The sequence below is a fragment of the Shimia sp. genome, from assembly GCF_022448905.1.
Classification (GTDB): domain Bacteria; phylum Pseudomonadota; class Alphaproteobacteria; order Rhodobacterales; family Rhodobacteraceae; genus Shimia.
This window is the reverse complement of sequence record NZ_JAKVCW010000010.1, coordinates 156,904-181,810: the sequence shown is the minus strand read 5'-3', so window position 1 is coordinate 181,810 and position 24,907 is coordinate 156,904. Positions and strand designations below refer to the sequence as shown.

At 58.0% G+C, this 24,907-nt stretch carries 22 protein-coding genes and 1 pseudogene; 15 read left to right on the top strand and 8 right to left on the bottom strand.

Annotated features, from left to right (window positions below; genetic code table 11):
- On the top strand, positions 1 to 180 hold a 180-nt coding region (locus tag MK208_RS13935), incomplete at its 5' end, for a hypothetical protein (protein WP_294117529.1).
- 9 nt (positions 181 to 189) lie between these two features.
- On the opposite strand, the gene MK208_RS13930 is transcribed toward MK208_RS13935, so the two are convergent.
- A complete protein-coding gene (locus MK208_RS13930) occupies positions 190 to 1,488 on the bottom strand; it encodes a glycosyltransferase N-terminal domain-containing protein (RefSeq protein WP_294117528.1) in 1,299 nt (432 codons plus the stop codon).
- Positions 1,489 to 1,690: 202 nt separating this feature from the next.
- On the opposite strand from MK208_RS13930, the gene MK208_RS13925 reads away from it, so the two are divergent.
- Positions 1,691 to 4,129, top strand: a complete 2,439-nt coding sequence (locus tag MK208_RS13925) for a response regulator (protein ID WP_294117527.1) — start codon at positions 1,691 to 1,693, stop codon at positions 4,127 to 4,129.
- Between the two features lie 55 nt (positions 4,130 to 4,184).
- On the opposite strand, the gene MK208_RS13920 is transcribed toward MK208_RS13925, so the two are convergent.
- From MK208_RS13920 to MK208_RS13910, 3 genes are read right to left on the bottom strand one after another with little or no spacing between them, the layout of a single operon-like run.
- Entirely contained in the window at positions 4,185 to 5,351 is a 1,167-nt protein-coding gene (locus MK208_RS13920) for a M20 aminoacylase family protein (RefSeq protein ID WP_294117526.1), read from the bottom strand.
- Between the two features lie 27 nt (positions 5,352 to 5,378).
- Entirely contained in the window at positions 5,379 to 6,542 is a 1,164-nt protein-coding gene (locus MK208_RS13915; RefSeq protein ID WP_294117524.1) for a M20 aminoacylase family protein, read from the bottom strand.
- 22 nt (positions 6,543 to 6,564) lie between these two features.
- A complete protein-coding gene (locus MK208_RS13910) occupies positions 6,565 to 7,740 on the bottom strand; it encodes a M20 aminoacylase family protein (protein WP_294117523.1) in 1,176 nt (391 codons plus the stop codon).
- 194 nt (positions 7,741 to 7,934) lie between these two features.
- Here MK208_RS13910 and MK208_RS13905 point away from each other — a divergent pair, with 194 nt between their 5' ends.
- The 6 genes and pseudogenes from MK208_RS13905 to MK208_RS13880 form a co-directional block, all read left to right on the top strand.
- A complete protein-coding gene (locus tag MK208_RS13905) occupies positions 7,935 to 9,701 on the top strand; it encodes an ATP-binding protein (RefSeq protein WP_294117521.1) in 1,767 nt (588 codons plus the stop codon).
- Positions 9,698 to 10,924 (top strand): sigma-54 dependent transcriptional regulator, encoded by a 1,227-nt coding sequence (locus MK208_RS13900; protein ID WP_294117519.1) that lies wholly within the window; start codon positions 9,698 to 9,700, stop codon positions 10,922 to 10,924. The genes MK208_RS13905 and MK208_RS13900 overlap by 4 nt, the downstream gene beginning before the upstream one ends.
- On the top strand, positions 10,921 to 12,099 hold the full coding sequence (locus MK208_RS13895) for an MFS transporter (RefSeq protein WP_294117517.1): 1,179 nt from the start codon (positions 10,921 to 10,923) through the stop codon (positions 12,097 to 12,099). The genes MK208_RS13900 and MK208_RS13895 overlap by 4 nt, the downstream gene beginning before the upstream one ends.
- 258 nt (positions 12,100 to 12,357) lie before the next feature.
- Positions 12,358 to 13,074 carry a DUF1629 domain-containing protein gene (locus MK208_RS13890; protein ID WP_294117516.1) on the top strand — a complete coding sequence of 239 codons (717 nt, stop codon included), beginning with the start codon at positions 12,358 to 12,360 and terminating at the stop codon, positions 13,072 to 13,074.
- Positions 13,075 to 13,414: 340 nt separating this feature from the next.
- On the top strand, positions 13,415 to 14,110 hold the full coding sequence (locus tag MK208_RS13885; RefSeq protein ID WP_294117514.1) for a DUF1629 domain-containing protein: 696 nt from the start codon (positions 13,415 to 13,417) through the stop codon (positions 14,108 to 14,110).
- A 226-nt stretch (positions 14,111 to 14,336) separates the two neighbouring features.
- A pseudogene (locus MK208_RS13880) lies at positions 14,337 to 14,506 on the top strand (IS5/IS1182 family transposase); the annotation flags it as partial.
- A 168-nt stretch (positions 14,507 to 14,674) separates the two neighbouring features.
- Here MK208_RS13880 and MK208_RS13875 read toward each other — a convergent pair.
- The gene (locus tag MK208_RS13875) at positions 14,675 to 15,136 is read right to left on the bottom strand and encodes an Lrp/AsnC family transcriptional regulator (protein WP_294117512.1); all 462 of its coding nucleotides are present in this window, start codon (positions 15,134 to 15,136) and stop codon (positions 14,675 to 14,677) included.
- A gap of 141 nt (positions 15,137 to 15,277) precedes the next feature.
- On the opposite strand from MK208_RS13875, the gene MK208_RS13870 reads away from it, so the two are divergent.
- The 5 genes from MK208_RS13870 to MK208_RS13850 all read left to right on the top strand — a co-directional run bounded on the left by MK208_RS13870 (position 15,278) and on the right by MK208_RS13850 (position 19,461).
- Entirely contained in the window at positions 15,278 to 15,601 is a 324-nt protein-coding gene (locus MK208_RS13870) for a DUF2849 domain-containing protein (RefSeq protein ID WP_294117511.1), read from the top strand.
- Between the two features lie 35 nt (positions 15,602 to 15,636).
- A complete protein-coding gene (locus MK208_RS13865) occupies positions 15,637 to 17,304 on the top strand; it encodes a nitrite/sulfite reductase (protein ID WP_294117509.1) in 1,668 nt (555 codons plus the stop codon).
- Positions 17,294 to 18,091: a phosphoadenylyl-sulfate reductase gene (locus tag MK208_RS13860; protein ID WP_294117507.1), complete on the top strand. Its 798-nt coding sequence runs from the start codon at positions 17,294 to 17,296 to the stop codon at positions 18,089 to 18,091. The genes MK208_RS13865 and MK208_RS13860 overlap by 11 nt, the downstream gene beginning before the upstream one ends.
- Positions 18,088 to 18,495, top strand: a complete 408-nt coding sequence (locus MK208_RS13855; RefSeq protein WP_294117504.1) for a DUF934 domain-containing protein — start codon at positions 18,088 to 18,090, stop codon at positions 18,493 to 18,495. The genes MK208_RS13860 and MK208_RS13855 overlap by 4 nt, the downstream gene beginning before the upstream one ends.
- Before the next feature lie 117 nt (positions 18,496 to 18,612).
- Positions 18,613 to 19,461 (top strand): ferredoxin--NADP reductase, encoded by an 849-nt coding sequence (locus tag MK208_RS13850; protein WP_294117502.1) that lies wholly within the window; start codon positions 18,613 to 18,615, stop codon positions 19,459 to 19,461.
- 68 nt (positions 19,462 to 19,529) lie between these two features.
- On the opposite strand, the gene MK208_RS13845 is transcribed toward MK208_RS13850, so the two are convergent.
- Positions 19,530 to 20,219 (bottom strand): hypothetical protein, encoded by a 690-nt coding sequence (locus MK208_RS13845; protein WP_294117500.1) that lies wholly within the window; start codon positions 20,217 to 20,219, stop codon positions 19,530 to 19,532.
- Positions 20,220 to 20,414: 195 nt separating this feature from the next.
- Here MK208_RS13845 and infC point away from each other — a divergent pair, with 195 nt between their 5' ends.
- A complete protein-coding gene (gene infC, locus MK208_RS13840; protein ID WP_366011073.1) occupies positions 20,415 to 20,960 on the top strand; it encodes a translation initiation factor IF-3 in 546 nt (181 codons plus the stop codon).
- Between the two features lie 150 nt (positions 20,961 to 21,110).
- Positions 21,111 to 21,644 (top strand): hypothetical protein, encoded by a 534-nt coding sequence (locus tag MK208_RS13835; RefSeq protein ID WP_294117495.1) that lies wholly within the window; start codon positions 21,111 to 21,113, stop codon positions 21,642 to 21,644.
- A gap of 53 nt (positions 21,645 to 21,697) precedes the next feature.
- On the opposite strand, the gene MK208_RS13830 is transcribed toward MK208_RS13835, so the two are convergent.
- Together MK208_RS13830 and MK208_RS13825 are read right to left on the bottom strand one after the other, a co-directional pair.
- Entirely contained in the window at positions 21,698 to 22,498 is an 801-nt protein-coding gene (locus tag MK208_RS13830; RefSeq protein ID WP_294117493.1) for a xanthine dehydrogenase family protein subunit M, read from the bottom strand.
- Positions 22,499 to 22,512: 14 nt separating this feature from the next.
- On the bottom strand, positions 22,513 to 24,876 hold the full coding sequence (locus tag MK208_RS13825; protein ID WP_294117491.1) for a xanthine dehydrogenase family protein molybdopterin-binding subunit: 2,364 nt from the start codon (positions 24,874 to 24,876) through the stop codon (positions 22,513 to 22,515).
- Between the last annotated feature and the right edge of the window lie 31 nt (positions 24,877 to 24,907).

The window sequence follows — 24,907 nt, the reverse complement described above, 5'->3', positions numbered from 1 at the left end:
CGCCTCGCTCCGGTCCGTCCCGCCGTCGTGCGCCTCAGCGCCGCCGGTGAAGGGGTATTTAGTGAGGACCCCAATGAGTCGCAAGCGGTTTTTGGAGAAAAAATCATTTTCTCGGAGAAAAAGTGCTGCCCAACCGCCGCAAGTCACCAAAAGTACCTGAATTTAAAATATAATCCTTGAGCTTAATTGCTACTTCGAAAGCAATGTCAGCATCCGGGTTGCCAGGGGGCTGATCGCAGCCCGCGCCTCCGCCACCAGGGCCGCGGCACGTTGAGATGTGCCCCCCTGCCCTGCCTGCAAAACCTGTGCGGCCAAATGCTCCCCAGCCATGGCGCCCTCTTCCACACGCCGTGCCAGCCCCGCCTCCTGCAACTGGGCATAGTCCGCCGCGAAGTTGTCTGTCATGGGGCCACTGACCACTGGGCAGCCCAATGTGATCGCTTCCCAAGGATTGTGGCCTTGCGTTTCTCCAAAACTCCCCCCTACCAAAGCCACCTGCGCCACCCGGTACCAAAGCCCCAGCTCTCCAAGTGTATCCGCGACATAGACTTGATGTACCGCTTTCACGTCCTGTCCCGTACTGCGCTGTCCATATCGCAGCCCTGCGGCGTCCAAAGCCGCACAAACTTCAGCACCACGCTCCGGTAATCGCGGGACCACAATCAACAGCGCGTCGGGATCTGCCTCCAAAACGCGGACCTGCGCTGCGATAGCAACCGTCTCATCCGGCGCATGACTGGATGCTGCGACCCAGACACGCCGCCCTCCCACAGCCACTTTCACAAACGCAAGCGCCTGCGCGTCCACCGACAAAGGCACAGCCGCGGGTTTCAACGACGGCATCTTGTGCACATTCCGCGCCCCAAGCTGCTGAAGAAAATCGACGGTGCGGGCGTCCTGCGCCGCCACAAAAGAGAATAGCCGCATCAGATGCGCAAAGCCGGAGCGGAACCGGCGCCGTTTCTCAAACCCGTCTTCCGTGAGACGTGCATTGATGTACGCCAGCGGAATACCCCGTCGCGCCACATCACAGATGATTCCGGGCCAGAGGTCCTGTTCCGACCAGATCGAGACATCCGGCCGCCAATGGTCCAGAAACTGCGTGACATAGGCCGGTCCATCCAGAGGCAAAAACTGATGCATCACGCGGGGTGGCAGATTCTGACCGAACACTTGCGCCGAACTGCGCGCTGTGGAGGTCACAAGGAAATGCACATCCGGGCGCATCTCGCCCATCTTCGCCAGCAACGGACGCAATGCCAGCACTTCGCCAAGCCCAACCGCGTGAATCCAGACCAAGGGGCCCGAAGGCCGCGCCAGACTTGGTTGCCCCAGTTTCTCCTGCGCCCGGGCCGGATCCTCTTTGCCCCGCGCCACGCGGCGCGCCACCACCCGCCGCATCAACGGCTGCAAGCAGGGGCGCAGCGCCAGGTAACACCGCAATTGCCAGCCCAAAGCTGGACCGCTGCGCCGGAATGTCTTCTGCATAATCCTCTGCCTATGCCTTGATTGCCCCTCCCAGGACTTTAACCACAGGCCACCTCACATGGCCATGGGGGCAGCTTTGCGTTGCCCGCAAACAACGATACCGGGAAAACCGGCGTTAATAAGTGGTGAAGGACTTTCTGAAACAGTGCGCGAGAAGCCACTATTTGTTGCGTAACCAATGTCCGGACATAACATGCCCCTGATGACCTCTCTGCGCGCAATCCCGCGCTCCATGGGCGGACCGACTTATCTCCCATCACTCATCGCTCTGGTGGTGTGGGTGTCATTCGCCGTCTATGTCGAACGCAACGAAACCTTTATCACCAAACAGGAGCAGCACACACTGGCGGTCAGCGAGACCAGCCGATTGCGGGCACAAGTCGAAGGCTATGTCAGCGCCGACATTCAGCTGGTGCGCGGCATGATCGCCGCGCTCACCGCAAATTTGGAGATGTCCCAGGCGGAATACAGTCAATTGGTCGAGCTGGTGATGGGCCGTCATCAGGAGTTCTTGAACATCGCTGCCGCGCCGGGACTGATTGTGAACCGAGTCTTCCCCTATGAAAAGAACAAGGCAGCCCTCGGTTTAGACTACAATAAAAACGAGGCGCAACGCGCCGCCGCCTATCAAGTCCGGGACATAGGGGAAATGGTTCTTGCCGGCCCCATCAACCTTGTGCAGGGCGGCACGGGATTTGTGGCACGCTTCCCTGTTTGGGACACCCGCAATGGGCAACGCCAGTTCTGGGGATTGGTCGCCGCCGTGATTGACGCCAATCTCCTGTACCAGGAGGCTGGGCTTCTTGACCCTGATCTGCCCATCGACGTGGCCCTGGTCGGCAAAGACGGCAAAGGCGCGGACGGAGAACTCTTCTTTGGAGATGCCGCTGTTCTGGACGATTCTCCCATACTCATGGACATCCAACTGCCAAGTGGTTCCTGGCAATTGGCCACCCGCCCCAAAGGTGGCTGGGCCCTGACCGCAGACGACATGTGGCCACGCCGGATCGCGTTCTTCATCGTGGGTCTTCTGATCTTGATCCCCACAGTTGCCGCGGGTCGCCTGTCTGACACCCGCCGGACTGCCATCAACACTTTGAAACGGCGGGAAGCGGAACTCGAGCGCCTTTCGCTGGTTGCCAAACACGCCTCAGACAGCATCATCCTCAGCACCCCTGATGGGCACATTCAATGGGTCAACGAAGGCTTTACGCGGATGACCGGCTATTCGTTCGATGAGGCTGTCGGACAACATGTCGGCCAACTGCTCAATTCCGCGAACACCAACCCAGATGCGATTCAGGAAATGATCACCCAGCGCAATCTGGGGAACCGGTTCCATTGTCAGATCATCAACAAAACAAAAGACGGGCGCGATATCTGGGTCGGCACCAACATCTTCCCGATCAAGGATGAAGACGGCAACGTCACCATGAACATCGGGATCGAACGCGACATCACGCTAACCAAGAACCACGAGAAGGAACTGGCCGAAGCCAAGCTCGTAGCCGAAAAGGCGGACCGCGCCAAATCCGAATTTCTGGCGAACATGAGCCATGAAATCCGCACACCGATGCATGGCATCTTGGGCATGGCCGACATCCTGAATGAGAGCGATCTCTCCATTGATGATCGCCAATGCGTCGACACCATTCGCGACAGCGGCTACGCCCTGCTCAAGATCATCAACGACATTCTCGACCTTTCCCGTCTGGAAAGTGGCAAACTGGAAGTGTCCGAGGTGGACTTCAATCTGCGCCAATGTGTGGAAGGGGCCGTAGAGCTGTTGCGCCGTAAGGCTGAGCAAAAAGGCATCTCGCTGACGGTGGCGTATGAAGACGATCTGCCGACAGAAGTCCGCTCCGACGATGGCCGCCTGCGTCAGATCATTGTGAATTTGGTGGGCAACGCCGTGAAATTCACCTCCGAGGGCGGCGTTCGAGTGGTTGTGAAACGTGATGACGCGTCTGAGCATGGCATTCAAATCGACGTGTGTGACACCGGCATCGGCATCACTGCCGAGCAGGCCCAACACATCTTTGACCGTTTCTCGCAAGCAGACGCAGCCACCACCCGCGCCTTTGGGGGCACCGGCCTTGGCCTGACGATCTCCGCCATGCTGGCACGGCGCATGGGCGGCAATATCTCGCTGTGCACCGACTATGAAGATGGTGCCTGCTTTGTCGCCACCATTGACACCCAACCGGTGGAAGGCAGCGCCCCGACCGCGGCGCCACCGCCACTCTTTGCCTCTGAACATCTGGACGGCGCACGCATTCTCTTGGCCGAGGACAACAAGACCAATCGGCTGTTGGTGCAGAAATACCTGGCTGAGTTTGCGGTGGAACTGATTGAAGTGGAAAACGGCCTGCAAGCGGTCGAATTCTGCAAGACTTTTAATCCGGACGTGGTGCTTATGGACATGTCGATGCCGGAACTGGACGGGGTGGAAGCCACCCGCATCATCCGCTCCCTGCCGATCCATCAGCCGCCGATTGTGGCGCTGACAGCCAATGCATTTGACAGTGACAAAGAGGCTTGCCTGGACGCGGGAATGGATTACTTCCTGTCCAAGCCGATCAACAAGGCCCACCTTCTGCAGGCCCTGTCGACCCAGTTGGAACACCGCAAGGCCTCCTGACCTGTCGACATTCCGGGAACGGCGGCGCAACCTTTGGCGCCGCCTTCCTGATTACTTAGGCAGCGGGCATCCGCTTTTCAACGATCTCCGCCCACCAGGAGCAGCCCGCCGGAATGGCCTCGTCGTTGAAGTTGTATTCCGGGTGATGCACCATCGCGCCGTCTTCGCCGTTGCCAACGAGGATATAGGCCCCAGGACGTTCTTCCAGCATGAAGGCAAAATCCTCGCCGCCCATCACCAATGGCGCTTCATCACACTGACCGGAAATCGATTTGGCCACTTCAGCGGCAAATTCGGTCTGTGCCTCAGAGTTCACCATCACCGGGTAACCACGGTGATAAACAACCTCAACCGTGCCACCAAAGGTCGCTGCGATGCCATTGCAGATCTCATTGATCCGCTCTTCCGCCAAGGCACGCATGTCTTTGGACATGGTGCGCACGGTGCCTTTGATGTGCACCTTCTGCGGGATCACATTGAACGCTTTGGACGAAGTCTCAAAGCTGGTCACCGACACAACCACCTGGTCCACAGGATCAGCGTTGCGGCTGGCAATGGTTTGCAGCGCCAGCACCGCCTGCGCGGACATCACGGCGGTGTCGACTGTGTCATGTGGCTTGGCCGCATGACCACCGCGGCCTTCAAAGTGAATCTCAAACTGATCCGTTGCTGCAAAGAACGAGCCTGGACGGATCGCAAAGGTGCCCAGCGGCACGCCCGGCCAGTTGTGCATGCCGTAGACTTCCTGGATGCCCCAACGCTCCATCAGACCGTCTTCACACATCTCACGGCCACCGCCGCCGCCTTCTTCGGCAGGCTGGAAGATCACCACAACGGTACCATCAAAATTGCGGGTCTCCGCCAGATACTTCGCCGCCCCCAGCAACATCGCCGTGTGCCCATCATGCCCACAGGCATGCATCACGCCCGGTGTCTTGGAGGCATACTCCAGACCGGTCTGCTCGTGGATCGGCAGCGCGTCCATGTCGGCACGTAGGCCAATCACCTTGCCAGAGCCGGTCTCTTTGCCTTTGATCACGCCAACTACGCCGGTGCGGCCAATGCCGGTGGTCACTTCGTCCAGACCAAACTCTTCCAGCTTTTCCGCTACAAGCGCGCTGGTGCGGTGGGTCTCAAACAGGATCTCCGGGTTCTTATGCAAATCACGGCGCCAAGCGGTGATTTCGTCGTGCAACTCTGCAAAACGGTTCTTGGTGGGCATAGTTGTTCCTCGCTCAATAGTACGTTCTTAGGCCGCAGGCATGCGGCGTTCGATCACTTCCGACAGAAAACTGCTCCCGTGCGGGATTGCCCCGTCGTTAAAGTTATATTCGGGGTGGTGCAGCGCCGCGCTGTCGCCGTTACCCACCATGATGAAGGCCCCGGGCCGCGCTTGCAACATATAGGAGAAGTCCTCTCCGCCCATTTTAAGGGGCGCTTCATGACAACTGCCAGACACCGCGGTCGCCACTTCTTCGGCAAACGCGGCCTGCTCATCCCAGTTGATGGTCGCAGGCGTGATCCGTTGATAGTCGACCTTGGCCGTGCCGCCAAACGTCGCCGCAACTCCGGCAACAACCTCTTTCATGCGCGCCTCAACCATATCCTGCGTATCCGGATTGAAGGTACGCACGGTCCCCTTCAGCGTCGCCGTGTGCGGGATCACATTGTAGACGTCAGACCCGGTCTGAAAAGATGTGACCGACAAAACCGCACGGTCGATCGGGTCAGCGTTGCGACTGACAATGGATTGTAGCGCTAGGTGTATCTGACTGCCCATCATGGTTGGGTCGATGGTCTTGTTCGGCTGCGCCGCATGGCCGCCCTTGCCTTCGATCTCGATGGTGAAGAAATCCACCGCCGCCAGCAACGGTCCTTTGCGCAGTGCAAACTCGCCAACTGGCAAGCCAGGGTAGTTGTGCATGCCATAGACCTCTTTGATGTCAAAGCGCTCCATCATGCCGTCTTCCACCATGGCCAAAGCGCCATTTCCGCCTTCTTCAGCAGGTTGGAAAATCACCGCAACCGCGCCATCAAAGTTGCGCGTCTCGCTGAGATACTTGGCAGCGCCGAGCAACATCGCCGTATGCCCATCATGGCCACAAGCATGCATCGCACCCTCGTGCTTGGAGGCATAGTCCAACCCGGTCTGCTCTGCCATCGGCAGCGCATCCATATCAGCGCGCAAGCCAATCACATTGCCTTTGGTGTCACTCTTACCTTTGATCAGCCCAACCACACCTGTGCGGCCAATGCCGGTGACAACTTCGTCACATCCAAACGCCTTGAGCTTTTCTGCCACCAAAGCGGACGTACGATGGGTTTCATACAGCACCTCTGGGTGCGCATGGATGTCCCGCCGCCATTCGGTGATCTCGGCGTGCAACTCCGCAAAACGGTTCTTGACCGGCATGTCTCTCTCCCCTGCCCCTGCTTTAGTCCGCGCTCGGCATGCGCCGCTCGATCATCTCAACAAACCAGCTGCTACCGAGTGGGGTTGCCTCATCATTGAAGTTGTATTCCGGATGGTGGCACTGCGCGCTGTCGCCATTGCCTAGGAAGATGTAAGCACCTGGGCGCTCTTCCAACATGAAAGAGAAATCTTCCGCCGGCATTATGGGCTGCACATTAGCGTCTACATTTGCCTCACCAGCAACCGCTTGCGCGGCCTCCACCGCAAACTCCGTTTCACGATCATGGTTGACCGTGACCGGATAACCCTCTTCCCAGATCACCTCCGCCGTCGCGCCAAACGCCAATGCCGTATGGGTGGCGACCTCGCGAATACGCCGTTCTGCCAACTCACGATTGTTGTTGTCCAACGTGCGAACGGTGCCTTTCATACGCACCGTATGGGCAATCACATTTGACGCATTGCTATCGGTTTCGAGCGTGCCCACAGTCAGAACAACCCGCTCAATCGGTTTAACATTGCGCGACACGATGCTCTGCAACGACACAAGAATTTGGGCAGCGACCAGAGTAGTATCCACCGCCGCCGCAGGCTCTGCGGCATGACCACCCTTGCCTGTAACAACGATCTCGAATTCATCCGCAGACGCCATCAATGCCCCTGGGCGGATGGCAAACTCGCCAACCGGAATGCCCGGTCCATTGTGCATGCCATAGACTTCCTGAATGTTCCACCGGTCCATCATGCCATCCCGGCACATCTCGCGGCCACCGCCGCCGCCTTCTTCGGCAGGTTGGAAGATCATCACAGCCGTGCCGTCAAAGTTCCGTGTCTCCGCCAGATACTTCGCCGCGCCTAGCAACATCGCGGTGTGCCCATCATGGCCACACGCGTGCATCTTGCCGTCAACTTTGGAGGCATAGTCCAGACCGGTCGCCTCATGAATCGGCAGCGCGTCCATGTCAGCCCGCAACCCAATCACCCGCCCTTTTGTGTCCGTCTTGCCTTTGATCACGGCCACAACACCAGTCTGCCCGATGCCCGGTGTGATCTCATCCACACCAAAGTCTTTTAGGCGCGCCTGCACAAAATCGGCGGTCTCATGCACATCAAACATCAATTCAGGGTTCTCATGCAGGTGGCGCCGCCAACCGGTGATCTCATCGTGCATTTGCGCAATACGATTGCGGATAGGCATGGGCACTTCCTCCAAAAAAACATGATTTGCTGATCGCTCGGCGAGACTGAACCAATGTTCAATGACTGGCAAGAGCCACCGCGAAAATAATTCACTTATCAAGCAAACCCCCGCCTCCCCATGCGTCAACATGAGTCAGCCAAAACCGCGCCGCAACGCTCGCACCGCCAGGCACAAAGCGCTAAGCTGCACCCATGCGAACTTGGATACGCCACCGGGCCACGATTCTCCTTTTCTTCATCATCCTGCTTGTTGCGCTCGCCAGCGGCGTTTGGCGCTATGGCTATGTGCAGGCGCTGGATCAACTGGCCCGGCGCGGCGAAGCTGACCTTGCACTGGCCGCCGACAGGCTCACGGCACAGCTGCAACGTTATCAAGAGCTTGCGGTCCTGATGGCAGAGCATCCTACTTTGCTGGCCTTGAGCAAAGACCAAACAAACCCCCAGCCCAGCGCCGACCTCCTTCTGGAAGTGGCTGACAAAACCGCTGCGCTCGACCTGATCTATGCCAGCGCCGACGGCACCATTCTGGCCACCGCCCAAGAAGACGCCATTCCCTCCCAAAACCTCACCGGCACCCCCTATTTCACCCGCGCCTTGCACGGGGCCATTGGCACCCACCACGCTGTTGACACACGCTTCAACCAGCGCGCTTTCTATTTCTCCGCTCCCAGCTTTGGTGCCGACGGCAAAGTGGCCGCTGTCCTCACGGTGGTGGTGGATATGGCCGATGTCGAAGGCAACTGGCGCGGCGACGGCCCGGCCGTCTACTTTGTCGACGACGCCCAGGAAGTTTTCATCACCAACCGCTCCGAACTCCTGTTCTGGCAGCGCCCCGCAGGCGGCACTGGCCTTGTGCCGCCAAACAGCCCCGCTCCAGCTTTCTCCAGCCGCACAACGACAGGCTATGAAATCTGGAAAATGGATTGGGGTCCCTACATCCCCGAACGCGGCCTGCACATCATCAAGGACCTTCCGATTATCGACCTCGTGGCCGAAGCCATCGTCGACGTCAGCTTCGCCCGCCGCATCGCAGGCCTTCAGGCGGGCGCCATCGCGGCCGTGGTCATGGTGTTTGGCCTGATTTTGTTGCAAGTGCTGGAACGCCGCCGCGTACTGGCCCAAGCCAACGCCGAACTCGAAGAACGCGTCACCCACCGCACCAAGGCCTTGTCTGCCACCAACGAAGCCCTGCGCCGCGAGATCACCGAGCGCAAGGAGGCCGAAGCTGCCCTCAAGAAAGCCCAGTCCGATCTTGTGCAGGCCGGCAAACTCTCTGCTCTTGGACAAATGAGTGCCGGCATCAGCCACGAACTCAACCAGCCGCTACAGGCCATCCAGACCTTTGCCGACAACGGCACCCGCTTTCTGGAACGGGACAACACCGAGAAAGCCGGTGAAAACCTCGCCCGCATCTCACAAATGGCCACTCGCATGGCCCGCATCATCAAAAACCTACGCGCCTTTGCCCGCAACGAAAACGAGCCCATGGGCAAGGTCGATCTTGTCGCCACCATCAGTCAGGCGGTGGAACTCACCGAGCTGCGCCTCAACCAGGACCACATCAACCTCAGCTGGGCAGCGCATTCCTACAACTTTCCTATCTATGCTTTGGGCGGCGAGGTCCGCCTCGCACAAGTGTTTGTCAACCTGATCAACAACGCCGCCGACGCCATGTCCGACAGCGAAGAACGCCAGATCGACATCTCCATCGTCACCGCCCCGCGCCTCTGCGTAAACATCCGTGACACCGGCCCCGGCATCGACGCCCCCGACAAGATCTTTGACCCGTTCTACACCACCAAGGAAGTCGGCAGCTCGGAAGGCATGGGCCTCGGCCTCTCCATCAGCTATGGCTTGGTGCAAAGCTTCGGCGGCAACATCCGCGGCACCAACCTGCCCTCCGGCGGTGCCCTCTTCACCGTCGAGCTGGACCAATGGCAAGAGGAGAGCCCGTCATGACAGCGCCTGTCCTGGTGGTTGATGACGACCCCATCGTGCGCGAAGCCCTGACCCAGACTCTGGAGCTCGAGGAGTTTCCGGTGATCTCCGCAGGCTCCTTTGTCGAGGCCAAAGACCACATCACCGCATCCTTCGCGGGTGTGATCCTCTCGGACATGCGCATGCCCGGCCGCGACGGCTTTCACCTTTTGCAGTTCACCCGCGACACCGACGCCGCACTGCCCGTGATCCTGCTCACCGGCGAAGGCGACATTCCCATGGCCGTGCGCGCCATGACCCAGGGCGCCTTTGGCTTCCTGGAAAAACCCTGCGCCCCAGCCGAACTCATCGCCGTGATCGAACGCGCCCAAAAGGCCCGCGCCATGGCGCTGGAAAACCGCCGCCTCAAAGCCCAGCTGGAAACCGGCGACGCCGCCGCCCGCATCATCTACGGTACCTCGCCCCAAGCCGAGGCCCTGCGCCACCGCGCTCGCTCGGTCGCCCGCATCAACGCCGAGGTGCTGATCTCCGGCCCGCCCGGAGCGGGCATCTCCAAAGTGGCCGAAGTCATCCACCTCTGCGGTGCCCACCCCGAAGGCCCCTTTGCCAAACACACCGCCGCAGGCATGGACCCTGCCGCCTTTGCCGCTCTCATCGAAGACACACAAGGCGGCAGTCTCTTCTTGGACGAAGTACAATCCATGCCGATGCAGACGCAATTTGCCCTGCTCACCCTGCTGGAAACCGACGAACTCCCGCGCCTGATCTTTGGCAGCGCCGCGCCGCTGGATGACGCCGTGCAATCCGGCGCCCTGCACGCCGACCTTTATTACCGCCTCGAAGCGCTGCAAGTCCGCATCCCCGGATTGTCCGAACGCCCCGAGGACATCCCCGTGCTCTTCCGTCACTACGTGGCCCAAGCCGCCGAACAGGCCGGCATCGCCGCACCCGACATCACGCCCGAAGTGATCTCGTCTTTGATGGCACAGGACTGGCCCGGCAACGCCCGCGCCTTGATGAGCGCCGCCATGCGCTTCACCCTTGGGCTGCCCGGCGAGGAAACCCAAACTGCGGGCCTGGGACTGGCCGACCAAATGGCGCAGGTTGAGCGATCTCTACTTGCAGAAGCGCTGCGCAAGCACCAAGGTCGGGCCGCAGCCGCCGCCGAGGCGCTCAAGCTGCCGCGCAAAACCATGTATGACAAACTTGCCAAATACGGCCTCAAGCCCGAAAGCTTCCGATGACCGCGACCACCGATCCATCGCACGCCCCGGCCCCCGCACATCTCACCCGCCGCGCCGGCTGGCTGGCCATTGCCGCCATGTTTGGACTCAACGGCGCGCTGTTTGGCCTCTGGGCCAGCCGTATCCCCGCTTTCAAGGCCACCCATGAGCTAAGCCATGCGGGTCTCGGCGCGCTCCTGCTGCTGCTTGCAGGTGGGGCGATCTGCGCCTTCCCATTGGCGGGCCGTCTGGCCGATCACTACGGCGCGGCACGTGTAACAAAGACCTTGGCAATTATCAAAATCACCGCACTGTTAGCGCTCGCAATTGCCCCCAACGTGCCCATGCTCGCCATCGCGCTTTTCCTCTTTGGGGCGATCCATGGCGGCATGGATGTCACCATGAACGCCTGGGGCGCAGAGGTCGAACGCTGGGCCAAACGCCCACAGATGTCCTCTTATCATGCTATGTGGAGCCTTGGCGCCGGGCTGGCGGCAGGCACCGGCTTTGTGGCGATCTCTCTTGGCGCAACCCCGCTTGTGCACTATGCCCTGATCGGCCTGCCGGTGGTCGCCCTGCTCTGCTGGCTCGGCAATATTCCTTGGACCTCCCCCACCAACCGTGAAAGCAAAGCGCCGATCTTCTCCATTCCAAAAGGTCAGCTTGTGCTGGTCGGCCTGCTGGCGTTTGGGGCCTCGATGGGCGAAGGTGCCATCGCTGACTGGAGCGCGGTCTATCTGGTAGATATCGGCGGCGCGCCTGAAAACTGGGCCGCCATGGGCTATGCAATCTTCTCGGTGACCATGGTGGCAATGCGCTTGCTTGGCGACATGATCACCCGCATGACTTCCCCGGAAATGGCCGCCCGCGTCAGCGGCCTCATCGCGGCCGGGGGCGCCGCGCTCACCGTGCTCCTCCCGACACCCCCGCTCATCCTAACGGGCTTTGTGCTGATGGGCATCGGCTACGCCCTGATCTTCCCCCTCGCCTTCAGCCGCGCCGCCAACGACCCCCACGAAAGCCCCGGCAAGGCCCTCGCGGGCACCGCCACTTTCGGCTACGGCGGCATGTTGTTGGGCCCACCGGTGATCGGCTTCATCGCCAACGCCACCACCCTGCGCGTGTCCTTCGGCGTGCTGGCCGTGCTGGCGCTGATGATTGCCGTGTTGAGTGGGGCGCTGAAGCGGGAGGCGTGATTCACGGTTTGAAAACTGAACGGTGAACATGTCTGATCTCTTTTGGCTGACGGAGTGAGGCGGATCAGAGATTGATCAGTGGGATCAGGCCCCCGCTGAACCAGATGGCACCTCTAAAGCCCCTCTTCCCGGTGTCCAGATTGGCCAATTTCAGTCACGTGGCAAAAGTAAGTGAATTGCCCCAACACCCCTTGATTGATAGGATGATGCATAAAACACGGCGAAGAAGATAACGTCGGCCACTGGGAGCAAAAGTCAATGACTATTTGGCGTCTAGGCGACTTACCCGTTGCAGGATATGAGGCCGAGGGATGTTGGTATGACGTTGAGCCACTTGACGGCGATTTGCGGAACGCAGGGCTCGCGGATCCCAGCGTTGACATCGGTAAGTGGCCCATTGTTTCTACGGAGATTTGGCAATCTGGACGTCCTATTGACACCGAAAGCCTTCCAAAATCACTGTTGATTAGGCTTGGTCCTGGGATGCCAAAAGGAGAAGCGACTCCGGTGCGAGACTATATGAAAGTTGGTACAGGTGCCCAACTTTGTTCCCAGAAGTTCGTAGAGGTGGTCAATAAATTCGACCCCGGTGTGCATCAATTTGAAAAAGTCTCCATTCAGGTTGAGGCGGGAAACATCGCGCGAAACGATTTTTATTGGTTTGCGCCGGGAAATAGGATTTTTGCGCTAGATCCTTCCAAAACGCGCCCCCCCATGGTCCCCTACAAAACCGGTCCTGGGTGGCATAACCCTCATGATGATCGCCCCGCGATGCGAATGGATAAACGGCAGTCCTCTTCAACTTGGGAGCCCGCCTTTTTTCGGAACAAGATCGGAGAACGCCATTTGTTTTGCGACGGGGAGTTTGGTGGGTTTATTTTTATGTCTGACGAACTGAAACGGTCAATTGAAGACAGTGGGTTAATTGGCGTGGGCCCGGCGCTACGATTTGGCGGACCATTTTTATCCGAGTAACTGGATTGGTTTTCGCCATCGCTCGAGCGGACGTTTTGACTGAGGTCAGGCCCCGTTGATTGCCGTTAAGAGACGTGGGTCACGGTGCGAAAACTGAACTATGAACATGTCGATCTCTTTCCGCTGAAGGAGTGAGGCGGATCAGAGATTGATCCGGGGGATCAATCCCCCGCTGAACCAGATGACACATCTAAAGCCCCTCTTCCCGGCGTCCCGATTGGCCAATTCCGTTAAGTGGTGAAGGAAAGTGAATTGCCCCCACAACCCTTGGTTTATAAGGTGGCACGAGATGAGACGTTAAAGGAGATAACGTCGGCCACTGAAAAAGAAGGCACAGCTGATGGCGGTTTTGATCGACGAGGACATGTTTGGCCCATTTGTCTACAAATACCGTTTGCAGGTCACCCGAGATCAGGATGCAGCGCGCATTAAAGCGGGAAAAGACTATTTTGCTGAGAAGCGAAAAGAGTGGATCATTGCCGGAAAGGGAAAGTTCGGTCTTATCCAATTTGGCGCGGTAGAGCTTCCTTGGCACGCCGAGTTCTTACCTGAACAACTGACCTTAACAGAAGGTGAGGCATTACCGGATTGGGTGCATGCTTTCCCAGGTGGCAGCTATCAATTTTCCCACGCCAGTCTTGTCACCTCCAATGTGCGGGACATCATTGAATCGCATCGTTCGGAAAACGATGCCTGGAAGTTTTTCCCCGTAAAAATTCTGCGAAAAGATGGTTCGGAATATGGAACCTATTATGCTTGGTGGATTGATCGTGTCTGCGACGCGGTCGATGAAGCGTCGGAAGGTGTAAAACTGGTCAGCAAGCCGAAGGATGGCAATCATCTTTGGACTACGCAAGGGGAGCCTACGCCAGACAGGCTTTCTCTGCATAAGTCCCAAATCGAAGGGTTGAATGCTTGGACAGACTTCAGAATATCTGCGTCCAAATGCGTTTTTGTCTCGGATAAGTTGTTTTCGACTTTAGGTAGTGGCGACTTACAAGGGTTCGCCGCAAAATCGATATGGTCCGAGAAGTAGTTTTTTGAAACTTCGTTTTGCCTGAGTTTTCACTTAACAAAAATACGCCTTCGTCCAACCCAGCTTTTCGGACAATTCGAGGTGGGGCACCCATCAGAGCGCCCTATGCAGACGGGCTTTTCTTTCATACTGCTCAAGATGTCCAAGCCTGATGGCCTTGCGAGATAGGCCCCATTGATTTCCGTTGAGCGGCGTGATTCACGATTCAAAAAACTGAGCGGCGAATATGTCTCACCTCTTTTGGCTGACAGAAGCGCGTCTACATCCCCTCTTCCGGACGCAGCACGGCACGCCACGCAGTGACGATAGGCGTGTGATGAGCGCGCCTATTTTCATAAATCGTATGGCTTATGGTGGCGAGATGCTCCAACTGCATTTGGTGCGCATAAGTCACCCTAAAACCGTTGGGCATGAAGATCGCATTCAAAGAATCCAACCGTGAAAAAGCCGCAGCCCCGTTAAGCTCTCGCCAGTCCGAAACGCACCTCCGCAAAACAGTCGCGATACCGACAGAATACCGACGTGAAATTTGCCGCAAAGCGCCCTTCGGACAAAGCTTAACGCTCAGAGCGGTAGCATGCTGGTGGATTTGATTTCTTCCATAGATAACAAGGCGGTAACGTTGTGCACCTTCACCTCTGAAATCAGAGCTTGATAAAAGGTGTCATAGGCGCGCGCGTTCTGCACCTGAACTTTCAGGATATAGTCTATGTCCCCCGCCAGCCGGTGCGCTTCCAAAACCTCAGGGCGCTCGCGCAGGGCTTTGAGGAACTTCTGCTGCCAATCCGCCTCATGCTCGCTGGTGCGGATCAGAACAAAGAAACAGGCATCAAAACCAAGCGCTTCGGCATCAAGCAGCACCGTCTGCTGTCGGATCACCCCGGCCTCTTTGAGCTTGCGTATGCGATTCCATACAGGCGTCTTGGAAGAGCCCACACGTTTGGCAATTTCGTCCAGAGATTGCGCCGCATCCCGTTGCAGCTCGCCGAGAATTTTCTTATCCATATCGTCAATACGCAACGCCATCCCATTTTCCCCGCTCTTTGTGGAACACCGGCGTATTTCCCCAAACACACCGGAACACACGTTTCTATTTCCGCCAACATCTGGCGGTTAAGGGGAACAATTTCCTATATTCACTGGGAAGTCAAACCCCGGGAGAGTCTCATGCCACGCGCATTCACACCCAAAGTCATCACCGCCAACGCCCTCATCGAAGGCGACGTGATTTATTTCACCAAAGACGACACTTGGACCCGTGACCTGGCCTGCGCCGAGTATCTCACGGATGAAGCGCACGCGCAGGTCCGCCTGTTGGAAGCATCGCAACAGGTTGATTTGGTGGTGGGGGCCTATCTGGCGGATGCCGCAGAGGGTGAAAACGGTCCCGAACCAACGCATTTCCGCGAAGAGTTCCGCCGGACCGGCCCATCAAACTACTTCCACGGCAAGCAAGCAGAGACGCAACAACAGGATGGTCAGGCGGCCTAAACCGCCCCCACATCGGCAGACACAAAGGTCCACCCATGTATCACTATAACGACTTTGACAAAGCCTTCCTGGCAGAGCGCAACCGTCAGTTCCGCGCACAGGTCGAACGCCGCATTGCAGGCAATCTGACCGAAGATGAGTTCAAACCACTGCGCCTGATGAACGGCCTGTACCTGCAACTGCACGCCTACATGCTGCGCGTGGCAATTCCATACGGAACGCTGAGTTCCGCGCAAATGGACACGCTCGCGCTGCTGGCGGAGAAGTGGGACAAAGGCTACGGCCATTTTACCACACGCCAGAATATCCAGTACAACTGGCCCAAACTGACCAACGTGCCGGATATGCTAGACGCGTTGGGCGAAGTTGGTATGCACGCCATTCAGACCTCCGGCAACACCATTCGCAACGTGACCGCAGATCATTTCGCCGGTGCCGCTGCGGACGAGCTGGAAGATCCGCGTCCCGTGGCTGAACTGATCCGCCAATGGTCCACTGACCACCCGGAATTCCAGTTCATGGGCCGCAAGTTCAAGATCGCGGTGAGCGCAGGGGATCAAGACCGAGCGGTCCTGAAAGCCCATGACCTTGCCGTGCGCATCGTGCAAAACGGCAAAGGTGAGATCGGATACCAGATCATCGTAGGTGGCGGCCTGGGCCGGACACCTATGATCGGCAAGGTTCTCAATGACTTCCTGCCGCGCGAAGACTTGCTGCCTTACATCGAAAGCACCGTCTCGGTCTGGAACCAGATCGGCCGCCGTGACAACAAGTACAAGGCGCGGATTAAGATCACCGTGCATGAAACCGGTCTGGAAGAGTTCCGCGCAAAAGTAGAAGAGCGCTACGCAACTGTGCGTCCAACCTTCTCTGGCGTCGATCAAGACCTGTTTGAGGACATCAAAGCCCACTTTGCACCTCCAGCATTCCGCAACGCACCCACCGTCGAATTCGACAGCGCGTATGATGCCAATCCCCTGTTTCGCAGCTGGGTCGATACCAATCTGACAACGCACCGCGCGCCGGGGTATGCAATTGTTACCGTTTCGATCAAAAAGCATGGCGAAACCCCAGGCGACGCCACCGCAGATCAGATGCGGGCATTGGCCGAGATCGCGCGCCAATACGGCCACGACGAGCTGCGCATCAGCCACGAGCAAAACGTGATCCTGCCACATGTGCACAAATCTGACTTGCCCGCGGTCTATGCCGCGCTGCGCGAAGCAGACCTGCACACCGCCAACATCGGCCTCGTGAGCGACATCATCGCCTGCCCGGGCATGGACTACTGCGCCCTGGCGACGGCCCGCTCCATTCCCGTGGCGCAACAGATCGCGACCCGCTTTGACGAGCTGAAACTCGAACACGACATCGGCCACCTGCAGATCAAGATTTCAGGCTGCATCAACGCGTGCGGGCACCACCACGTGGGCCACATCGGTATCCTTGGTCTCGACCGCGCTGGCGTGGAGAACTACCAGATCACGCTTGGCGGTGACGCCACCTGGGACGCAGAAATTGGTCAGCGCGCTGGTCCGGGGTTTGCCTATGACGAGATTGTGCCCGCCATCGAACGCCTGGTGAAAGGCTATCTGGAGCTGCGCGAAGGTCCGGAAGAAACCTTCCTGCAAGCCTACCGCCGCCTTGGCCTCGCGCCCTTCAAGGCGCACCTCTATCCAGAGACACAGGCCAATGCAGCATAATGGCATAACCCCGTTGACCTCCCCTCTGACGTCGGCGATTTCGCCCGCGTCAGAGCGGAAGGACCCGTTGCAAGCCAAGGTGGACGTGCTCAACGCGCGCTATCGCCACCACTCCGCAACGTCCGTCATGGAGGCTGCTCTAAAGGACCCCCAAGCCGGAAAACTGGCTCTGGTCTCTTCCTTTGGCGCGGAGTCCGTGGTGCTCTTGCATATGGCCGCTGTGGTAGACCGCAGCATTCCTGTGATCTTTGTCGACACGGAAATGCTGTTCACAGAAACCCTTGTGTATCAACAAGAAGTGGCCGAACGCCTGCATCTGGACAACATCCAGATCATCCGCGCCAGCGACGCCACCTTGGCGGCAGAAGACCCGGACGGCACCTTGCACCAGTTTGACACTGACGCCTGCTGTTCCCTGCGCAAAACGCGCCCCTTGCAAAAGGCGCTGCGCGGCTATGACGGCTGGATCACCGGCCGCAAGCGGTTCCAATCCGGCACCCGCGCCGCTTTGGATTTCTTTGAGGTCGAGGACTTTACCGGCCGCATCAAGGTCAACCCATTGGCCCATTGGGCGCCGGAAGACGTGCGCGCCTACATGGAAGAAAACCGCCTGCCGCGCCACCCGTTGGTCGCGCAAGGCTACCCCTCAATTGGCTGCGCCCCCTGCACCTCCCCAGTAGCAGAAGGCGAAGACCCGCGCTCCGGGCGCTGGCGCGGCCAGGACAAAGACGAATGTGGCATCCATTTTGTTGACGGCAAAATGGTGCGGACAGGAGAAAAAATATGACTGTGATTGTAACAGACACTGGCTTTGGCTCTGACGACTGGACGCTGGGCTTTGTATCGTTGGACGAAGCGGCCAATGACGTGGCGGCGCTCGATGTGCCGTCAAGCGCGGACCCAGCGGACGTGATCAAGCAAATCACCGGCGCAGAGATGATCCGTGTGGATTTCCCCAGCTTTGCAGATGGCCGTGGTTTCACCATTGCCCGTCAACTGCGCCTGGCAGGGTACAAAGGCCGCCTGCGCGCCAAAGGCCACGTGATTTCCGACCAATACGCCATGGCCCGCCGCTGTGGCTTTGACGAGGTGGAGATCTCCGACGATCTCGCCGAGCGCCAGCCAGAAGGCGAATGGCAATTCCGCGCCAACTGGCAAGCCAACAACTACCAAGCCCGCATGCGCGGCTAACACATCGCAAAAAAGCAATGCGAGCTTGCGTTATGTCAAAGCCGCATCGCTGCTATCCCTTCAAAACCTCACCAGAAATGTTACATGAGGAGCGGGCAGTCCCGCCCAATAGTTGATATGACCGAGCAAAAACCCGTGACCGAATCCACCGCCCAGAAAGTGCCCGCCCTGCCTGACGCTCAAACCGTCACCGAGGTGAAGCACTACACCGACCGTCTGTTTTCCTTCAAATGCACCCGTCCCGCCTCCCTGCGGTTCCGCTCTGGTGAGTTTGTGATGATTGGACTGATGGGCGGCCCGGACCCCAAAACAGGCAAACAAAAGCCTCTCCTGCGCGCTTATTCCATTGCCTCGCCAAGCTGGGATGAAGAGATGGAGTTCTATTCCATCAAGGTGCAAGACGGCCCGCTGACCTCCAAGTTGCAGCACATCCAACCAGGTGATGAAGTCATCCTGCGTCCAAAGCCTGTTGGCACCCTGGTGCATGACGCCCTGATCCCCGGCAAACGGATTTGGTTCTTTGCCACAGGCACTGGCTTTGCCCCGTTTGCCTCCCTGCTGCGTGAGCCGCAAACCTATCAGGATTACGACGAAGTCATCATCACGCACACCTGCCGCGAAGCGGGTGAGTTGACCTATGGCCGGGACCTGATTGAAGCCCTCAAGGACGACGAGTTGCTCAATGAAGTGATCGGCGAAGACTTCTGGAAGAAGATCAAATACTACCCGACCACCACCCGTGAAGAGAGCGCCAAGATGGGACGCATCACCGATCTGATCCGGTCTGGTGAAGCCTATGCTGATCTGGATGTTGAGCCGCTCAACCCAGAAAGCGACCGCGCCATGATCTGTGGCAACCTGGCGTTCAACCTGGAATTGAAGGAAATGCTGGAGGAGGCCGGTCTCGAAGAAGGCGCCAACTCCAAACCAGCCCAATACGTGGTTGAGAAGGCCTTCCTCGACTAAGGGCTTTGCCATCGGACACAAAAACGCCCCGACATTGGTCGGGGCGTTTTTCGTTTTTAAATCCGTTTTTACAAACCAAGCGCCTGCTTTGCCGTGTCCAGCGCTTGCGTCAGCATCTCCGGGTTGTTCACTGCACTCTCAATGGCCGTTTTCAGAGAGGCTTTCTGCAGCGCTCCCAAAGAGGAGCCGTCAATCACCTCAGAAACTTTGGCCATATCAAAGCCGTCAGCCGTAAAGACGCTCGCCAGATCCGCAACACCGGTCGCTGCCGCGTCGCCAGCTTGGGCCGCGACGTCGGTGGCAGATTCAGCAGCCTCTGAGACCGCTTCAGTTGTTGCATCTGTTGCTTCGCTGGCGACGTCTGTTGCCGCTGCAGCAGCGTCTTCCGCCGCGTCAGTAGCTGCCGCAGTGGCGTCAGCTGCCGCATCTGCGGCACCTTCAACCGCCTCTGTTACGGCTGTCTCTGCAGCGTCGGCCGCTTCCTCAGCTGCGTCCTGCACCGCTTCAACCTGCTCGGTCACAGCCTGCACCGCCTCATCTGCGGCCTCCTGTGCCGCGTCAGTGGCCGCCGCCACACCAGCCGCGGCCTCGTCAACAGCCTCTTCCGCGGCCTGCTGCACCTCTTCAACCGCTTCAACAGCCGGTGAAGTCTCAACCACAGGCGCCTCGGTCACGGAATCGTCTTTGCCCTGCCCCAAAACAAAATAAGCCACCACAGCAACGGCCCCGGCAATCACAACAAAAATAAGATTCTTCATGGAATTCTCCAACTCTAACTCTCCCACCCGAACAGTTCGGGCCCTTCGCTCCCTCAATTTCCGCCGCGCAACGCCCTCTCTCAAGGGGGAAACCCGCTGGATTTGCGTCATCGTCATGGATTCGGCGGTTGTATCGCCCGAAAAGGCCGAATAAATTAGGCGCCCAAAGGCATTCACCATTGAAGGAAGAAAACCATAGCCCGCAGACCTCATAACGCACCGCCTCAGCGTGACACTGGACCTCGAGTCAACGGACGCATCCGCGCGCCCGAAATCCGCTTGATTGGCGCAGACGGCGAAAACGTCGGTGTCGTGCACCCGGCCAAAGCCATGGCCATGGCTGACGAAGCTGGTTTGGATCTCGTGGAGATTTCTCCCAACGCAAACCCGCCGGTTTGCAAGATCATGGACTTCGGTAAGTTCAAATATGAACAGCAGAAGCGTGAATCCGAAGCCCGGAAAAAGCAGAAGACCATCGAGGTCAAAGAGGTCAAGTTCCGTCCCAACACGGATACCCATGACTATGGCGTGAAAATGCGCAACGTTTTCAAATTCCTCGAAAACGGCGACAAAGTCAAAGTCACTCTGCGTTTCCGGGGCCGTGAAATGGCCCACCAGAACCTCGGTCGCGAGTTGCTGGAACGCGTCGCAGAAGACGTGAAAGAGATCGGCAAAGTTGAAAACATGCCGAAGATGGAAGGTCGCCAAATGATCATGATGATCGGCCCGCTGTCCAAGTAATCTCAAATTCTGACGATTTGGTGAGAAACCCCGCGCCTTGCGCGGGGTTTCTTTTTGCGAAATCACACCTCAAAAGTGAACCAATTCTTCATAACTCGCGCCAATTGTGTCGCGCACAACGTTTTAAACCTCACCAAAACAGGACATTTCATGAAACTCACACCTGCCATTTTTGCAGCAAGCCTGGCTCTTGCAGGCACAGCACAAGCCGCGACTTTTGAAAGCGGCGATTGGGGCGCAGCCAAAGTAGGCCACGCCTGCCACGTCTTTTCCACCCGCGCCGCACGCCACACCTCTGGTGCTCTGGTGTTGACGTTCTATCAAAACGGCTACAACGCGAGTTTTGGCTACGACTATCTTCCATGGCCTGGCGAAATCGGAGCACCATGGGGAGAAGAAGACTACCCGGCGATTGCTTTTGACGAGGAAACGAGCTGGCTAGGCGACGAAATGTTCACCGGTGACGATATCGGCGGCTATGGCATGTATATGACGGGGGGCATGCTACCGGACCTAATCAGCAGCGTCAGTAACGCCAAACAATCCGTCGATATCCTGTTGGACCGGAGCGCTCAAAACGAAGAAATGCTGTTGGGGCGGTTTTCACCTGAAGGCTTTGCACTTGCGCTTCAGAAAGCAGGCGAATGGTGTGCTTTTGACCCGAATAATCTGCCTTCTTCCTGATCACACAGCTGAAAACGCGAAAGCCCCGACCAAACAGCCGGGGCTTTTTTCTTTTAGGTGGGAAGGCTTAGCGCCGCAGCCACCGCTCGGCGCGTCAGAACACCCACCAGATGTGCGCGATAGGCTGCAGTGCCATGCAGATCGGAGATCATGCCATCCGCACCTGGTGCCATATCGACAATCGCATCCGCCGAGAAGTTACCCGACAAAGCCGCCTCGGCTTCCGACCAGCGGAATACGCCGTCCTCAGACGCACCTGTGACCGCGACCCGAACACCATCTGCGAATTTGGCGACAAACACGCCAACCAGCGCAAAGCGTGAAGCAGGCTGCTCAAACTTTTGATAATTAGATGCTTCTGGCACAGGGAAGCGCACTTCGGTGATGATCTCGCCTTCATCCAGGGCCGTTGTGAACATGCCTTGGAAGTAGTCGTCCGCTGCAATCTCACGTGCATTGGTGACGATGGTTGCTCCCGAGGCCAAAGCGCCTGCCGGATAGCACGCCGCCGGATCATTGTTGGCCAAGGAGCCGCCAATGGTACCGCGAGCACGCACTGCAGGGTCACCGATACCCGCGGCAAGACCAGCCAGCCCAGCGTAGGCCCCTGCTCCAGCGGCGACATCCGCATGCGTTGTGGCGCCGCCAATGCACAATGCGCCATCATCGCCAGTGCAGATGCCTTGCATCTCCGCAATGCCTTTTAGGCTCACAAGTTTGGACGGACTCGCCAAACGCTGCTTCATTGTCGGGAGCAACGTCTGCCCCCCACCCAGCGCCTGAGCGTCTTCTGTGCCCAGCGCGGACACCGCATCCGCAATTGTGGAGGGTTTTTCGAAGTCGAAATTATACATTTTATTTCCTCCAGTTATCCATTCATCGCCTGCCAGACGCGCGACGGCGACACTGGCATATCGATATGGTGAATGTCGTGCCCGCCAGAGCGCAATGCGTCAACAACCGCGTTCACGACCGCAGGTGGAGACCCAATGGCGCCAGCTTCTCCGCAGCCCTTCACCCCAAGCGGGTTGTGGGTACAGGGTGTTTGGCTCGAGTGATCGACGCCATAGAAAGGCACATCGCTGGCGCGTGGCATAGCGTAGTCCATGTAGGACGCGCTCAGCAACTGGCCGTTCTCGTCATAAGCCGCGTTTTCAAGCAACGCTTGGCCAATGCCTTGACCAATACCGCCATGCACCTGACCGTCTACAATCATCGGGTTGATGATGTTTCCGAAATCATCTGCGGCATTAAAGGCCTCGATTGTGACCTTGCCGGTGTCAGGGTCCACCTCCACCTCACAGGCGTAAGCGCCAGAAGGATAGGTGAAGTTCGCAGGATCATAGAAGGCGGTTTCTTCCAGCCCAGGCTCGATGTCTTCCAGAGGGTAGTTGTGCGGAACGTAGGCAGCGAGGGTCACGTCGCCCCAGGCCACGGATTTGTCGGTCCCTGCTACACTGAACGCACCATCCTTGAGTTCGATGTCAGCCTCTGCAGCTTCCATCAAATGCGCTGCGATCTTCTTCGCCTTGGCGATGATTTTCTCTGTTGCACGCACCATGGCTGAGCCACCAACGGCAATCGAGCGGGAGCCATACGTCCCCATGCCCATTGGCGTATTCGCAGTGTCGCCATGTTCGATTTCGACCATGCTTTCATCGATGCCGATCATTTCCGCGATCACTTGTGGGAAGGAAGTCTCATGGCCCTGACCGTGGCTGTGTGAGCCCGTCATAACCACAATACCACCGGTTGCGTTAACCCGCACCGTGGCGCTCTCATAGAGACCGGCCCGCGCACCAAGTTGACCCACGAGGTTGGACGGTGCGATGCCACAAGCTTCGATGTAGCAGTTCACACCAAAGCCACGCAGCTTACCACGCGCTTCGCTTTCCTTGCGGCGTGCTTCAAAACCGGACAGATCCGCCATTTTTTCAAGCGCATCCATAGTACCGTGATAGTCACCGGTGTCATACTCAACCGCCACAGGCGTGGCATAAGGAAACTCCGTGATGAAGTTCTGGCGACGCAGGGCAATTGGGTCGACACCCAACTCACGCGCGGCTTTGTCGATCACGCGTTCAAGCTGATACGTCGCTTCTGGGCGTCCCGCGCCGCGGTACGCATCCACCGGCACAGTGTTGGTAAAGACCGCCTTCACGTTCACATAAATCAGCGGCGTCTTGTAGTTACCCGCCATAAGCGTGCCATGCAGCCAAGTTGGAACTGAAGGTGCAAAGGTCGACAGATAGGCGCCCATATTCGCATAGGTGTCCGTGCGCAAAGCGGTGAAGTTGTTGTCCGCGTCCAGCGCCAACTCAATTTTGGTCACATGATCACGGCCATGTGCATCAGAAATGAAAGCTTCCGAACGTGTAGATGTCCACTTAACCGGCCGGTTCAGCGCTTTGGCCGCGAAGGTGCAGAAGGCTTCTTCGGCGTAGTGGAAGATTTTGGTACCAAAACCGCCACCAACATCCGGTGCTACAACGCGGAGTTTGTGCTCTGGAATGCCGAGAACAAACGCGCCCATCAGAAGACGGATCACATGTGGGTTTTGGCTGGTCGTATAGAGCGTACTTTCACCTGTCGCACGGTTGAAGTCGCCAATCGCCACACGAGGCTCCATTGGGTTCGCGACCAATCGGTTGTTACGCAGCTCAAGCGTAGTGACATGGGCTGCGGCTTCAAACGCGGCATCAACCGCTGGCTTGTTTTCTTCAACAAATCCCCAGTCATAGCAGAGGTTGCTGGTCAGATCGTCGTGCACCTTTGTGGCGCCCTCGGCCAGTGCTGCTTTCATATCCACAACAGCAGGCAGTTCTTCAAGGTCCACCTCAATGGCCTCGGCTGCGTCGCGGGCCTGCTCCAGAGTTTCCGCAACCACGGCCGCAATCTGATCGCCGACGTAACGCACTTTGCCTTGCGCCAGAACTGGGTGCGCCGGTTCCTGCATCGGCTCACCATGACGATCCGTCACTTGCCAACCACACGGGATGCCGCCGACGCCTTCGAAATCTGCGCCCGTGAAAATCTTGACGACACCCGGCATGGCCGAGGCCGCATCCAAGTTTAGGCCATTGATTTTTGCATGGGCAACGTCAGAGCGCAGAAAATGCACGTAGGCCTGACCAGTAACTTGAATGTCGTCAGTGTAATTGCCGGTTCCGCTCAGAAACCGAACGTCTTCACGCCGCTTTGGGCTGGCGCCGATGCCACTATCCTTAGGCATGTCTTTCCTCCCTAAAACCGGAGCGGGCTGA